A 14,128-nucleotide genomic window follows, 5' to 3' on the forward strand; every position below is an offset into this window, starting at 1 on the left:
ATAATGCCTGTATTGAATCCTTTCATGCCCTATTAAAGAAGGAAGAAGTCAACCACGTACAATATCTAGACTATCAAACAGCTAAATTAGCGATGTTCCAATTTATTGAAGGTTGGTATAACCGAAAAAGAATTCACAGCAGTTTGGGTTATCAAACCCCACAAGCCATTGAAGATCGAATTAGGAATAAAGCTTAAGATTTAACTTTTTAGTGTCCAAAATATTGACTCAAATCCAGTTCATGAGTTTTGATTAATCTTTTTTATAAAAACTAAATGCAGATTTCTAACAAAAGACTCCATTTGGATTAAACTTTTTTCAAAATGGAGTCTTCTTATTCTTGCAGGTGTTGTAGCAGGAGTTTGGAGGTCGCCTGAGGAAGCCGCCACAAGTATTGCAAAAGAAGATAAGATTTATCAACCGAACCAAAAGAACAAAGAGGTCTATGACCAAGTGTTTGATAACTATAAAAAACTTCAAGAAGGGATGGGGGAGTTTTTTGAGATGCCGATTGTACAATTAAGCGAGACACAAAAAGAACATGTTATGATACAGTGAACCTCTCGACCTAAATAAAGATTTTGATGGAGCATCCTTTATCTTGAATAAGGTACAGCATCAGCTGGTCAAGCTTCCTTCGGAAGCCCGAGTGCATGCTGGAGACTAATGAACGAAGACAAGGTCTGCGATGTCCTTCTTGCCAGCTCAGGAACTTTTGCCTGAAGAGACAACCACTTCGTTTCCGAAGTAGATTTTTGAAAAGCTCGAATGAAATAGCGAGCCCCGATATTATAGGAAGCGGACAAATCCTCAGGATAGACTTTGCCGGTTGAAAATTCGGCAAGGTCTTTTTTCGGGTTCCTTTCCACTTTTCCGGAGCCATCGAACGCCGTGGCGCTGGTGTTTCGTGGATTGACCCGAGAAATACGCATGCCCAGACAATGCGAGTGAATCTCTCTACAGGATTTGACTAAATTCTTAGCAAGAGCATATCGGAAATTTATCGATAAAGGCTGAGTTATCCAGCTAGATGATAAGATTCTGGATTTATATGATCCCTTAATGTTGTTGGATTATTTCTGGAAGTGATAAAAGTAAAAGCGGGAAACACTGAATTATCAATGTTTTTCCCGCTTTTTATCATTTTATATTTGAGTTACATATAATCATAAACAGAGTCATCAAAATAGAGCCAGTGATAATATTCAATCTGTGAATCTGTCATCCTGGAAATTTCTTTCTCATTGAATTTTTGTTGCTCAATTAATTTCTGCAATTTGGAATTTCTTTCTATTTGGCTCATCTTAAATCCTCCTTATAGTATGAGAAGTAACGAAGTATTCAAATATTGAAAACGCTTTCTTTTTTCTTATTTTTATTATATATCTCAATGTGAGATTAAACAAATATCAAATATAGATGAATTTTTAGGAAATAATATAGAAATGTTATTTATCTATTTACTTTGAAGCAGTTAAAGAGGCAAGGTCGAATTGCCAAAGCCTGAGTTTTGTTAATGATTAGGGATTTGATTCAATAAGTTGGACACAAAAAAGTGGGGATTATGCTGCTTTTAGAGTTTGACCAGCGAAAGCTTAGGGAGTCAGCGCAATTCATCCACACACTCTCTCAAGGTGAAAAAGAAAAGTAATAATTGCAAGGGCCTCATGTCTTCACCGCAATTATTAATCTTAGATGAGCCTTGCAATGGTCTGGATATTTACTCTAAAGAAGAGCTGTTAACATCTATTGAAGATATGACTGCTGCACCGAACGGCCCAACCATTTTATATGTTACCCATCATATTGAAGAAATTGTATCATCTATAACCCATGCTATGTTAATCAATTCGGGGAAGGTTATGGATAAAGGAGAAAAAAGGGACGTATTAACCGAATCATTATTGGAAGAGACCTTTCGTGTCCCAGTCAAAGTAGAATGGGAGAATGAACGTCCCTGGATCCGGATAAAATCCCCCTCAGCGAATTCATACTTTCAAATACACGCTCCTTCAAACGTTACAAAAAACATTAACGAAAGAGGAAGTCCTTAGAGTAGAAATTAAATACAAAGAAAAACTTGGTTCCAGAGCCTATAGGTTAAATTTAAATTAAATAAAAAAAGCTGACCGATACAGGTCAGCTTTTTCCTTACTCTAAATTGTTTTTAATTAAAAGATTACAGCTAAAATGAACCAAATGATCATCAACAATTGAATCAATATTTTGGCTAAGCTGCCACCTAAAAAGCCTATAATGGTAGCAAATCCAACTTTAGTAGCCTTCATCATATCTTTATATATGATTAATTCCGTAACAAGGACCGCTAAAAATGGAACAAGAATAATTCCAAAAGGAGGGAAGACAAATGAACCAACAATCGTAGCAATAGCTGCTATTGTCTCGGATGTTTTCGAACCTCCATATTTCTTAACAAAGTAACTGTTCGCAATAATATCTGCCGCGATTAATACACCGCTTAACACCACCATACTGATCCAGAACCATAAAGATAACGCATCCGAATTAATGAGAAATTGATAAACTGCAAATCCACCCCATATGGCCACAACCGAAGGGATGATAGGATAGACAATTCCTACAAAACTTAAAGCGAACAAGAGAATAGTTAATCCCCACCATAAAATATCCAATAAAACTCCACCTTTTCATACTTACGTATCATTTATCTACTAAATTATATTTCTATTTAGGGACAATAACAAATTTATTCTTTTTTTGTATATAAAAAGAAGCAGACTTAAGACTTCACTTTTTATATACAAAAGCACTGTTATGATAAAAAGTATAATTTCATTAAATGCTCAAAACGAATATAAATACTAGCACTAAAGGTAGGGGTGCAAATTTTAACATTTTAAAATAAGAGCATTTCTTTGTAATGAGAAATGCTTTTTATTTTTGTCAAAATTAAAAGGATATAATAATAACAATAATAATATAATTAAAAACGATATTGATTTATTGTAAAACAATAAATCATGTGTTAAAGTCATTTTATTATTAAATCAGTGAGGTGCTTTAATTGAATGTTAAACAAGGTTCAACCACTTTCTTAAAGGTAATTATTTTTCTGATTGGAATTGCGATGCTTGCTTTATGTATCTATTGGTTGCCTGAGATAGCCATTAAAGATGCAAAGGTACATCCAGATACGGCTTATTTCCTAATCCCCTTTTTAGTATGTGCATATGGATTCTGTATTACGTTTTCTGTTGCGTTGTATCAAGCATCTAAACTACTAACCTATATCGAAAAAAACAATGCTTTCTCTGAATTATCCCTTAAATCTTTGAAGGTTATAAAAAAATGTGCTTTTACAGTCATTTTCCTCATTCTGTTAGGAATAGTAAGCTTAAAGGTGCTTGCTAAAATCACAGGAGACGACCCAGCAGGTCCTATATCACTAAGTCTAATGGGTATTTTAGCAACAAGTATCATCGCAGCCATTGTGGATGCACTTCAAAAGCCATTAAAAAATGTCCCAGATATTAAGTCAAAAAATGAATAACGGTTTGAGAAAATTTAATTAATGAGGTACTTTTTATGAAACAAATTACGACACTCTTTTTCTTGCATTGTGCATATTTTTAGTGCCCCATTGGCGAATTTCGCAGCAAAATGTATCCAAATATGGCCCCAATGAAATATCTCGTTTTCATCGTGATGTATGGAGCGGCTGTGCCTTTTTACTTTGCTCTCTATCAGGCTTTCAATCTTTTACGGTACATTGACGAGAACACAGCGTTCTCGGAATTATCTGTAAAGGCCATAAAGAACATAAAGTGCTGTGCGATTACAATCAGTGGTTTGTATGTATTAGGTTTGCCACTCTTTCATTTTATAGCGAAGAAAGTTGACCCTCCTATTGTATTAATGGGACTCATCATCATTTTTGCTTCGTTGGTTATCGCCGTTTTTGCTGCTATACTCCAACGGCTTCTACAAGATGCGATTAACATAAAATCAGAAAATGATTTAACGGTCTGAGGTGGAGGATATGGCAATTATTATTAATATTGATGTGATGTTAGCAAAACGAAAATGGATGTCTCCTGTTTGCTCCATTAAGTTCGTTCCATAGGTATGCCTCAGTTTGTGTGGGGAGATTGATTTATTGGATTTAAATGCCTTCGTGTATTTCTTTACTAAAGCCTCGATGGCGCGGTTGGAAAGAGGGCTAGCTCCATCATTCACCCTAGTCAAGAATACATAGGCCGTATCATCATTTGAGCCCCTATAACGTTCCGTTCGCACAGCTAGGTAATCTTTTATGTCCTGCATAGACGGAGGAGAGACTGCCACTACATCTTTTTTCCACCCTTACGTAAAACGTGTATCTGTTTTTCCTAGAAATCCAAGTCTCGTAGCCTTAAATTGGATAACTCATTCACCCGGATACCGCATCCTAAGAAGAGGGATAAGATCGCAAAATCACTTTCCTTGTCCCTTTTAAAATAAATGAGTTTCCTGGATTAATCGGGTAGCTTCTTTTCATAGTCATACTTCACGAATTCAAGAAACCGAGCATCCTCATCATTGTGGAAAATCTTCGTAGATATTCTAGAAGCACGCGCCCCCAAAGTCTCTTTTACTTTATTCACTTCAATTTTCAACATGACATTTCGATAGAAGTAAGGTTCGCCGTCATCATTTTCAGTATGAGTCGTTAAATACTTGAAAAGGGAACATAATGCTGAAATTTTCCGATTGACGGATACCTTTTCTGCTTTTTTCGTTTCCTTCTTATTGATAGGGATATTTCTCCGTTCCAAAAACTTTATAAAGGATTGGGCTTCGATTAACTTCAACTTTTCTAGCACTGACAGGGGGATACCCTTAATATGCTCCTGCTCAGCAATGCCTTCAGCTATCACCACTCCAAAAATAATTTATAATCAAGAACGTAATTCAAGAGAGTCGAAGGGGACCGGGTATCCAATTTATTGTCAACATATTCAACGATATAGAAAGGCATGGACTTAACCAGCTGTTCCAATTTCTGCTCATGGACTTGATGTTGTCTGGTATTAGCCATTAATTGACTCCTTTTTCAAATTCGATTTATGCGTAAAATTCAAGTTTAGTGCTATATAAAACAAGAGAAGACCACAATAATGTAAGGCGGGGGAAGAATTGCTCGTGGATTGAAGAACAACGAATTTGTTTGTAAAGCTCGTCCAACAAGATATTCTCGATGAAGGAATTTCCGGAGATTTACATTAGATATAGATAAAGCGGATACACCATCGACAGAAGAATAAATAAGAAATAGAATATGCTTATCAGAATATATAGGTTATTTTTGGGATTTTATTACATATAAGATTTATTAATGACCATTAATGTGGATTATTCCCAGGAATAATGCTATTATTTGTAAAATACATACTCTAAGGCGGGACGCTTATGAATAAAAAAACGCAACTAGCTTTGATGTTTCTCTTAATACCTCTTGCAATATCAATTTATTTTTGGTTTTCGGAAGCCTTATTACGAGGGGGATATGATTTAGCTATAGATGGTTTTGTAGTAGCCAGAGCCTTAATGATTATTTACACATTACATTTACTAGGAAAATTAGGAGAATTTATTATTAAAAACAAAAAAGATTAGCCATGAGCTAATCTTTTTTTAATGGATTAATAGTTGACCAGTCCGTATTCGCCGTACTTAACTTTTTTGACTTTATAATTCTTCTTTGTAATGGTATCCCCATTGTAGATATTAATGGTGTGGTTTTCTCCTGTTTCAACAGCATATCTCACTCTATATCCCATATAGACTCGTCTATTAGGACCAACATCTAATGAATAGTTTTTAGCACTTGATTTAGAAAATCCTAGACTGATGCCCAATCCTTTTATACTGCCAGATACAGTCGGACTAAAAGTAACAGATCTATCTGAACTAATGGAACCACCTTTAGCTCCCTTCGTATTTAGATTTTGAGACACCCTCTTATAACTAGACCACTCGGTATATTTCTTAACCTTCTTTTTTACATGAGTAGTTTCATTTACTCGTTGACTACTAGCTGCGCTAGCTTCATTAGGCATTACAAAGAGCACAAAAGAAATACTAAACATTAGGATAACAACAAACATTTTTTTAACAGTTCCGTTTCTCACTAAATCACAACCTTCCATTTTTTTGCCAGTATATCACAATATATGGAATATAACTGTATAAAAAGAAAAATATGGTAATCTTTTTAAAGATTATGGGAAGCGAAGCGGTTAAGGTTAGCAAACTTTTAAATCAACAAAACTATAGGTTATCAATCAATATGAGAGGACTTTTTATGGCAGGGGGTGACTATTTTGGATTCATACAGAAAGGTGCGAAGAATTATATAAATTTCGTTTTTTGTCTCAAAATATAAGTTTACTCGTACGAATGAGATAGAACAAAAAAAGCTTCTAAGGGAAGGAGGCTTTAACTCTGAAAGCGAATGCGACGCCCTGGAATAATTGCATTCAGAAATCCAAGGTGGGATTTTCTATACATCTTAATAATGTGAACATTATGTGAAACGTATTAATAAATGTGTACGATTCATGAAAATTTTTATTCTGTCTCACTAACTCAAGATTACTTTTCAATTTGAGACAGATTTTTTTGTGTACTATTAATTTCCTATAATTTATCTTATGTAAACCTACAAAAAGGGCAATTTATGACTACCCTCCCTGCACGTTATTTTAATCTTGAGCTTTCGCATTTAATAAATATTTTATAAAATCTTCTCTTTTTTCATTTTATCTTTTTCACGATAATTGGTTCTTCTCTTTCAGCTGTTTCGCGGCCTTTCATCCTATTAGTTTGATAATATTGGTAGATGATCTCGTCTTTTTTATGAGTTTATTGGAGGTAAAAAATACACCATTGAGGTTAACATTCCTGGCAAGAATGTCAACGAACCTGTATATGAATGGGATAATATTCGAACGCTACTTTAAACTACGATATTTAGATACTAAATTAAAAGGTAATATTCAATTCGGGGAGCGTTATGGATAAGGGAGAAAAAAGGAACGTATTAACCGAATCATTATTGGAAAAGACCTTTCGTGTCCAAGACAAAGTAGATTGAGAGAATGAGCGTCCCTGAATCCGGATTAAATCCTTGTTACTAACTGAAAAAAATAGTCCTAGTATGTAAAAGAGTAAAGTAAGGCAATTATAATGTTAAAACAAGATGAATATAGATTGCTTTCCATTGGAGGGCATAATTAAATAACTTAATTTAGTGAGTAATAATAATATGTGTATGTTCTGGCTTTTATCATTTGAAAATGTATTTATATATATTTTATATTTTTCTTAAAGGCTTTATTTTGCTTTTGATGTAAAGTGATTCAATATGGATAATAACGGAAGCAGGGGAACTGTTAGTATATTGCCCAGAATATAAGAAGATATTATAATAAAGTAAGTATGCGTCTTTAAATATAATAGTTGTCTACTTTGTTTGTTGTACAATAAGGTAACGTTTAGACTAATATCCATTTATTTTAACAATATTAGATGTAGGGTGAGTAAATGTAGGATAAAATGAGATAGAAACTGTTTTATATGACAATAAAATTGGATTGTAATTCAAACGTAAGATAAAAAAATTTTAAGAATGGGGTGTTTTCAATTAATTTCAATCCAGTCTCCAGTAAAAAGTTATATGTTCAAATTTATAATCAAATTCTTTCTAGTATACTTTCAGGAGAATTTAAAATAGGTGATAAACTACCCGCGGAGAGAGAATTATGTGAACAATTTGGTGTGAGCCGTGCACCAGTCAGACAAGCTCTTAGTGCTTTGGAACTGAATGGATTTATCTATTCTCGACAAGGCGAAGGTGTTTATATTCAAAGTAATCAACCTCAATCAGAGGATTCTAAATCTGATCACGTTTTAGACTCTATATCACCAGAGGATATTATTGATGCTAGAATGAATATCGAACCACTTATTATAAAATTCGCTGCTGAAAGAGCTACAGATGAAGATATTCAGGAGCTTCATACAATTATTAATAAGATGGAAGAAGAAACAAACGCGGGTGTATATGTACCCGAAACAGATGAGGCATTACACTTTGGGATTGCAAAAGCAACACATAATGAACTATTTATTAAAATCATTTCAGACATTATTAGTTCGATGAAACAGCAAGAAATGTGGCAATTTATTCGTGATCGTACCGTTACTCGACCAGATTATCGAGATGTTAACTTTCGTGAACATCAATTACTGATTAAAGCAATTGAAGAACACAACCAAGAGGAAGCAGTGAAACTCATGACATCTCATATGCAAAATTTATATAACCGATATTGGATTGACTAATTAGATGAAATGTCTTTATGCTAAACCATTATATTTAACCTTAGAAAATTGAATTTCCTTTAAAAAAGAAAAGGCGAAGCCATGCGGTTGTCATTTACCTGCATAGACTTTGCCTTTTTTGTATTTTAGTTCAATTTTATGAATAGCCGATTTTCGTTAATTTCAACAGGATTGCCCTATCAAATTGGTAAATGGAGGTACTCAATTATATTTTGATTAAAAGTACTTGACGATAACCATAGATTGTAAGTAAACTGTTAATATAAGGTTACTTGTTAGACAAGTAGTAAAGACGCTAAGTAACAAAAAGCACCTTTTAATCAACATATTTAATGATTAGATTGTGTAAACTATAAACATTTAGTATATCCAAGCTTATACCATCTTTTTTAAAAGAAGTGTAAGCGCTTTAGGGTTGGATTTTAGTGTTTATGAAAAGTGTTTTACATGTCTATTAAGATACTAAATGATGTTAAAGATAGGAGGGTCTATTTGAGAGCTGCAGTAATTGATAAACCATATTCTGTTGTAGTAAATCAGGTTGACACGCCCAATATCAAACAAAGCCATGAAGTGAAAATTCAAGTGAAGGTGACTGGAATATGTGGTTCAGAAGTACACGCTTATCATGGAACACACCCTTTTCGGGTTCCCCCAGTTATCTCAGGGCATGAACTAGCAGGAATAGTAGTGGATGTAGGAAATGAAGTATCGAGTGTTTCTATAGGTGATCGAGTTACGGTAGAACCCCATTACGGATGTGGTACTTGTAAGCGCTGTCGGTCTGGGGAATATAATATTTGTGAAAACAAAAAAGTATTAGGTACACAAGAATGGACAGGATCGTTCGGTGAATTTATAGTTGTTCCAGAAAGCACGGTCGTACCATTACCGAATAATGTGTCCTTTGAACAAGGTGCTTTGATTGAGCCGCTAGCGGTTGGTATACACGCTGTCAGAAAAGCAAAAGTCGGTCTTGGTGATAAATTGGCCATTTTGGGCGCGGGTCCAATTGGGTTAGGAATTTTATTAGCAGCAAGAAACTCAGGTGCAACAAAAATATTCATTACAGATGCATTGGAATACAACTTAGAAATTGCGAAGAGACTTGGAGCTACCCACCCAATTCAGACATCAAAAGTAGATGCCATTGAAACGATACTAAAAAAAACAAACGGAGACGGAGTCGATCATGTATTTATAGCCGTTGGAATCCAAGCAGTATTGAATGATTCTTTTAGGATAGTAAAAAGGGGAGGCAAGGTCTCCGAAGTAGCTCTATTTGGAAAGAAACCCGAAATTGAAATTTCCTATCTTCAAAATAAAGAAATCCAGATTATCGGCTCCAATATGTATACGAGGGATGATTTTGAAATCGCGGCGGATGCCATTGCAACTGGCATGTTTGATACCTCATTGTTTATTTCAAAGATATTACCCATCGAAGAGGCCAAGACTGGTATGAAGATTGTTGATGAGAAGCTCGAAGATGTGATAAAGGTATTATTAAAATTTTAATGATTTAATCCTTCATAGTTTCTATGAAAATAACAAAAAGTTAAAATTGTTCTACAACAGTAAGAAGAATTTTCCAATATAAGAGGTAGATAAAATTGTAAACGTTTACTCCGCTATATTGCTATAACTATGAACAATGTACCATAAATAGTCCGGAACTAAGGAGTTGTTTAGGATGAATGCACATCAATTAGAACAATCTACTACCAAAAAAGTAACAATGAGGTTAATTCCGTTTTTATTCCTGTGCTTTACCATTTCAATTCTAGACCGGGTTAATATTGGGTTTGCAGCACTACAAATGAATCAAGATTTAGGGTTCTCAGATGCTGTTTTCGGTTTAGGAGCAGGAATTTTCTTCCTTGGGTATTTCCTTTTAGAAGTGCCTGGAAGCGCTATGATGAGCAAAGTTGGAGCTAGAAAATGGATAAGCCGTATTATGGTCACTTGGGGGGTTATAGCGGTCCTTATGGCTTTCATAACAGAACCTTGGCAATTCTATACTGCTCGTTTCTTACTAGGGATTGCTGAAGCTAGTTTCTATCCTTGTATGGTTCACTATTTAAGCGGTTTCTATCAATCAAAGCACCATGCTAAAGCCATTGCTGGATTTATGATTGCAATCCCAGCAGCAAATGCAATTGGTTCACCACTTTCAACCTTTTTTCTAGGTATTGATTGGTTAGGGTTCTCTGGATGGCAATGGTTATTTGTATTAGAAGCAATTCCTGCCATTATTCTAGGTGTTATTTGCTACTTCTATCTTGATGATACAATCGAAAAAGCAAACTGGTTAACAAAAGATGAAAAGAAATGGTTAATTGATGTTACAACTAAAGAACAGTTAGAAAAGCAGGCAGTTAAACACTATACTTTCACGCAAGCGTTAAAAGATCGAGATGTTTTAATTTTATCTGTTGGATATTTTTTCTGGATGATTGGGTATTATGGAATTGTAATGTTCTTACCAACCATCACGAATGGACTGTCCGAGCAAACAGGCTTAAGCATGCAATCATTGGGCTGGGTAATTGGTGCTATGTACTTTTTCGCGATGATTGTGATGTACTTTGTAGGAATCCACTCTGATAAAAAGAACGAAAGACGTTGGCATGTGGCAGCATGTTTATCTATAAGTGCGGTTGCCATGGTAGCAGCTACATTTGTTCTAGAAACAAATGTATGGTTAGCATTTGGATTATTAACGATTAGTTTAAGTGGAGCGTTCGGTGCTTACTCCCCATTCTGGGCTATCCCACCTTCTTTCTTAACTGGAGCAGCCGCAGGTGGTGCGATTGCCTTGATTAACAGTATCGGTAACCTTGGTGGTTTCTTTGGTCCATATATTGTAGGTTGGATTAGAGATTTAACAGGTAACTTCCATATAAGTATGATTTTCCTAGGTATAAGCTTAATAGTAAGTGCCATCATCGTCGTTACTTTAGTTAAAGTATCAGGAAAGTCTCTAGTTAAAGGAGAAAATGCGTCTGTTGAAAAAAATATCGCTAACATGTAATCCGATTAGAGTCATCAATACAATTAAGAAACTACGGCGGATTGCTATATAGTTGCTGGATTTTCTTAAATCGAATTTTGATTATAAAAAAGTGAAAATTTTTTCGTATTGACAGGGAAAACAAATGAGAAGCCTAGAAAATAGTTCTAAAAAAGTTCTGAAGTGACAAACACTTAATGTAAAAATAAATAATTTGGTAGGAAAAGGGTCATTCATAAGTTGAGCAGTCAACTATGAATGACCCTTTTTATATTCAATCCTACTTATTTATGAATCTGGTAATAATTTATAGAAGTATTCTTATGATCCAAAAACAAAATCATATATCAATACCCCAAAGAATGTAAGGGGATTATGGGTAGAGTTGCCGATTTAACAAGTTGTGGTGATGTATCAGGAATGAATGTAGCTATTCGTTCGGTAGTAAGAGGTAATGATTTTATATTTAAATAGTAGTGACATGACACCATAAAAGCGACAATGGACTTATTAGAAAGTCCATTTGTCATGTTTATGGTATGAAAAATTAGTAAATTAAAGTATTTGATATGGGTTGACACTATATAAATATAAAATTATACTTACGATATCTACTTAGTAGACAAGTTTACAATGAAATAGTCCTATAAATTAATATGTCTAGTATCTACAGGTGAAAAGGTTAATAGCTTACATCTTCTAATAAATAAAATGAAAGGGTTATCATCTCGTTGTATAGAGGCATTATGGAGGCTGCTAGGGAAATGATTAATTGTCTAAGTAAGTTTAAATGATTTATTAGAAAAGGGCACTTGAAAACAAAGCTAAAAATTAAGGTAAGAGAAGAGAAGATCATATTGCTGAACACAATGATTAAATGTTAATTGTGAATAACTATATCTGTGTACCATTTTCTCCGTTACTATATTAAAAATTGAAAGCGCTATATATGAAATTAATATCTAGATTCACAAACTAGAATATTTATATTAGAAGAGTATTTTACATAAATTAATAATAACGTGCATTTCAGGAAATAAAAGTTTAATCCTAACAATGAGTGGAATCAATTTAAGTTTAACTGGATGTAAATGAGGAAGAATGTTGAAGTGATAGATTTGGAGGGTTATTCATGCCATTATTAATAACAGCTATTGGTGTTTTACTACTACTTATCTTAATAATGAAATTTAAACTAAATACCTTTGTATCCTTAATTATTGTCTCATTTCTTTTGGCTTTGTTCTTGGGAATACCACCGGAATCAATTGCTGCGACAATTGAACACGGTTTAGGAGGGACACTAGGTCATATTGGTCTTATCTTTGGAATTGGTGCTATGCTAGGAAGATTAATTGCTAATGCCGGAGGATCCCATCGTATCGCTGTTACTTTAATCAATAAATTTGGTAAAAAGAAAATACAGTGGGCGGTTGTATCTGCTTCATTTATCGTAGGAATCACATTGTTTTATGAAGTTGCCTTTGTATTATTAATTCCGATTATCTTTACCATTTCAAAAGAGTTAAATATATCGATTGTCAAGTTAGGTCTCCCAATGGCTGCAACTTTATTAGTCACTCACTCTTTCTTACCACCACATCCAGGTGCGACTGCTGTTGCAGCAGTATATGGCGCAGATGTAGGTACTGTATTAGTTGTTGGTACTATCATTGCAATTCCAACAGTTATCATTGCTGGGATTTTGTATCCTAGGCTTATTGGAAAACTAATGCCAGAAATATTCAAGAAAAAGAGAGAGCTTTCTCAATTAGAGGAACAAAAACATATTGATTTAGAAGATACACCGGGATTTGGCATTAGTGTTTTTACCGCTACCTTTCCCGTCATATTAATGGCTATTGGAGCTATTGTTAATGCAATTCAAGGTGCAGCAGGTTTAGGAGATAATTTATTTTTTATGGTGATTCGATTTATAGGTAATGCATCCGTAGCGATTTTACTTTCGTTCTTGTTAGCTGTTTATACAATGGGAATCAGAAGAAATATTCCAATTAAGAAGATGATGGATTCATGTGGTTCATCCATAAATGCCTTAGGATTATTACTTTTAATCATTGGTGGTGGCGGAGCCATAAAACAAGTACTTATCGATGGTGGTGTGGGTGATTATATTGCAGAAATATTCTTAGGTTCATCTATTAATCCACTAATTCTTGCATGGTTAGTAGCAGCATTATTACGTGTCGCGTTAGGATCTGGAACAGTTGCTACTTTATCGACTGCTGGTCTAGTTATGCCAATGTTAGCTCAAACTCCCGACGTTAACTTAGTATTAGTTACTCTTGCAACTGGTGCCGGAAGCTGTATGGCATCTCATGTAAATGATGCAGCCTTCTGGATTGTTAAAGAATACATGGGAATGGATATGAAAGAGACATTTGCAACATACAGTGTAATTTCAACTATAACTGCTATTGCTGGATTAATCTTTGTATTAATACTAGATATATTTATGTAAAAGTATGGTATCTAGACAAAGGGAATATAATTCATTTGTCTGGTACTACTATTAGTATATCAATCATTATAGAAAGCGTGATTTTAAATGGACCTGTATTGTAATAATCGTCATTAAGCAATGAAAGAAAATGATTGGATTAAACTTGATTATAATAACAAAATTTCACATTGTACTTGTAGTAGTTTACGTGCAGATAGAATCAAAGACATTGATCTATTAAAAAATATTAAAAATAGATATTTTCCTATTATGTTAGTAAAGCT

Annotated in this window: 15 protein-coding genes and 1 pseudogene; 9 read left to right on the top strand and 7 right to left on the bottom strand. The window is 34.2% G+C overall.

All coding sequences use genetic code 11. The features are described 5' to 3' along the window. On the top strand, window positions 1–197 hold a 197-nt coding region (locus tag J7E52_RS15375; RefSeq protein WP_214748151.1), incomplete at its 5' end, for an integrase core domain-containing protein. Between the two features lie 429 nt (window positions 198–626). Here J7E52_RS15375 and J7E52_RS15380 read toward each other — a convergent pair. Together J7E52_RS15380 and J7E52_RS15385 are read right to left on the bottom strand one after the other, a co-directional pair. Next, a complete protein-coding gene (locus tag J7E52_RS15380) occupies window positions 627–869 on the bottom strand; it encodes a hypothetical protein (RefSeq protein ID WP_214748154.1) in 243 nt (80 codons plus the stop codon). Between the two features lie 287 nt (window positions 870–1,156). After that, on the bottom strand, window positions 1,157–1,303 hold the full coding sequence (locus J7E52_RS15385; RefSeq protein WP_214748157.1) for a BH0509 family protein: 147 nt from the start codon (window positions 1,301–1,303) through the stop codon (window positions 1,157–1,159). A gap of 364 nt (window positions 1,304–1,667) precedes the next feature. Between J7E52_RS15385 and J7E52_RS15390 the strand changes: the two genes are divergently transcribed. Further along, complete coding sequence (locus tag J7E52_RS15390; protein WP_214748160.1) at window positions 1,668–2,054, top strand: ATP-binding cassette domain-containing protein; 387 nt, start codon at window positions 1,668–1,670, stop codon at window positions 2,052–2,054. A gap of 117 nt (window positions 2,055–2,171) precedes the next feature. Here J7E52_RS15390 and J7E52_RS15395 read toward each other — a convergent pair whose 3' ends face one another. After that, a complete protein-coding gene (locus tag J7E52_RS15395; RefSeq protein WP_214748163.1) occupies window positions 2,172–2,654 on the bottom strand; it encodes a DUF456 domain-containing protein in 483 nt (160 codons plus the stop codon). A 392-nt stretch (window positions 2,655–3,046) separates the two neighbouring features. Between J7E52_RS15395 and J7E52_RS15400 the strand changes: the two genes are divergently transcribed. Next, on the top strand, window positions 3,047–3,532 hold the full coding sequence (locus J7E52_RS15400) for a DUF2975 domain-containing protein (protein WP_214748166.1): 486 nt from the start codon (window positions 3,047–3,049) through the stop codon (window positions 3,530–3,532). Window positions 3,533–3,599: 67 nt separating this feature from the next. Then, window positions 3,600–4,011, top strand: a pseudogene (locus J7E52_RS15405) (DUF2975 domain-containing protein). Here the strand turns inward: J7E52_RS15405 and J7E52_RS15410 are convergent. From J7E52_RS15410 to J7E52_RS15420, 3 genes are all read right to left on the bottom strand, one after another. Next, window positions 4,000–4,326 (bottom strand): tyrosine-type recombinase/integrase, encoded by a 327-nt coding sequence (locus J7E52_RS15410; RefSeq protein WP_214748171.1) that lies wholly within the window; start codon window positions 4,324–4,326, stop codon window positions 4,000–4,002. The pseudogene J7E52_RS15405 and the gene J7E52_RS15410 sit on opposite strands and share 12 nt — an antisense overlap. A 170-nt stretch (window positions 4,327–4,496) precedes the next feature. After that, window positions 4,497–4,898 carry a site-specific integrase gene (locus J7E52_RS15415; protein WP_214748174.1) on the bottom strand — a complete coding sequence of 134 codons (402 nt, stop codon included), beginning with the start codon at window positions 4,896–4,898 and terminating at the stop codon, window positions 4,497–4,499. After that, window positions 4,895–5,059, bottom strand: coding sequence for a hypothetical protein (locus tag J7E52_RS15420; protein ID WP_214748177.1), 165 nt, complete (start codon window positions 5,057–5,059; stop codon window positions 4,895–4,897). The genes J7E52_RS15415 and J7E52_RS15420 overlap by 4 nt, the downstream gene beginning before the upstream one ends. A 371-nt stretch (window positions 5,060–5,430) precedes the next feature. On the opposite strand from J7E52_RS15420, the gene J7E52_RS15425 reads away from it, so the two are divergent. Further along, complete coding sequence (locus J7E52_RS15425) at window positions 5,431–5,637, top strand: hypothetical protein (protein ID WP_214748180.1); 207 nt, start codon at window positions 5,431–5,433, stop codon at window positions 5,635–5,637. 26 nt (window positions 5,638–5,663) lie between these two features. On the opposite strand, the gene J7E52_RS15430 is transcribed toward J7E52_RS15425, so the two are convergent. Further along, window positions 5,664–6,152, bottom strand: a complete 489-nt coding sequence (locus J7E52_RS15430) for a hypothetical protein (RefSeq protein ID WP_214748183.1) — start codon at window positions 6,150–6,152, stop codon at window positions 5,664–5,666. Between the two features lie 1,504 nt (window positions 6,153–7,656). On the opposite strand from J7E52_RS15430, the gene J7E52_RS15435 reads away from it, so the two are divergent. The 4 genes from J7E52_RS15435 to J7E52_RS15450 all read left to right on the top strand — a co-directional run bounded on the left by J7E52_RS15435 (window position 7,657) and on the right by J7E52_RS15450 (window position 13,862). Then, complete coding sequence (locus J7E52_RS15435; protein ID WP_098866208.1) at window positions 7,657–8,367, top strand: FadR/GntR family transcriptional regulator; 711 nt, start codon at window positions 7,657–7,659, stop codon at window positions 8,365–8,367. Window positions 8,368–8,859: 492 nt separating this feature from the next. Next, window positions 8,860–9,885, top strand: a complete 1,026-nt coding sequence (locus J7E52_RS15440) for a zinc-dependent alcohol dehydrogenase (RefSeq protein ID WP_098866207.1) — start codon at window positions 8,860–8,862, stop codon at window positions 9,883–9,885. A gap of 175 nt (window positions 9,886–10,060) precedes the next feature. Then, window positions 10,061–11,401 (top strand): MFS transporter, encoded by a 1,341-nt coding sequence (locus J7E52_RS15445; RefSeq protein WP_214748186.1) that lies wholly within the window; start codon window positions 10,061–10,063, stop codon window positions 11,399–11,401. A gap of 1,111 nt (window positions 11,402–12,512) precedes the next feature. Next, complete coding sequence (locus J7E52_RS15450) at window positions 12,513–13,862, top strand: gluconate:H+ symporter (protein WP_095394099.1); 1,350 nt, start codon at window positions 12,513–12,515, stop codon at window positions 13,860–13,862. The last annotated feature ends 266 nt before the right edge of the window (window positions 13,863–14,128 follow it).

This window comes from Bacillus sp. ISL-34 (assembly GCF_018613325.1).
GTDB lineage: Bacteria > Bacillota > Bacilli > Bacillales > DSM-1321 > Peribacillus.

Excerpts from the sequence above, each read along its gene's own strand:
- J7E52_RS15385 (WP_214748157.1), bottom strand. The coding sequence starts at position 1,303 with ATGAGCCAAATAGAAAGAAATTCCAAATTGCAGAAATTAATTGAGCAA.
- J7E52_RS15390 (WP_214748160.1), top strand. The coding sequence starts at position 1,668 with ATGTCTTCACCGCAATTATTAATCTTAGATGAGCCTTGCAATGGTCTG.
- J7E52_RS15420 (WP_214748177.1), bottom strand. The coding sequence starts at position 5,059 with ATGGCTAATACCAGACAACATCAAGTCCATGAGCAGAAATTGGAACAG.
- J7E52_RS15425 (WP_214748180.1), top strand. The coding sequence starts at position 5,431 with ATGAATAAAAAAACGCAACTAGCTTTGATGTTTCTCTTAATACCTCTT.
- J7E52_RS15445 (WP_214748186.1), top strand. The coding sequence starts at position 10,061 with ATGAATGCACATCAATTAGAACAATCTACTACCAAAAAAGTAACAATG.
- J7E52_RS15450 (WP_095394099.1), top strand. The coding sequence starts at position 12,513 with ATGCCATTATTAATAACAGCTATTGGTGTTTTACTACTACTTATCTTA.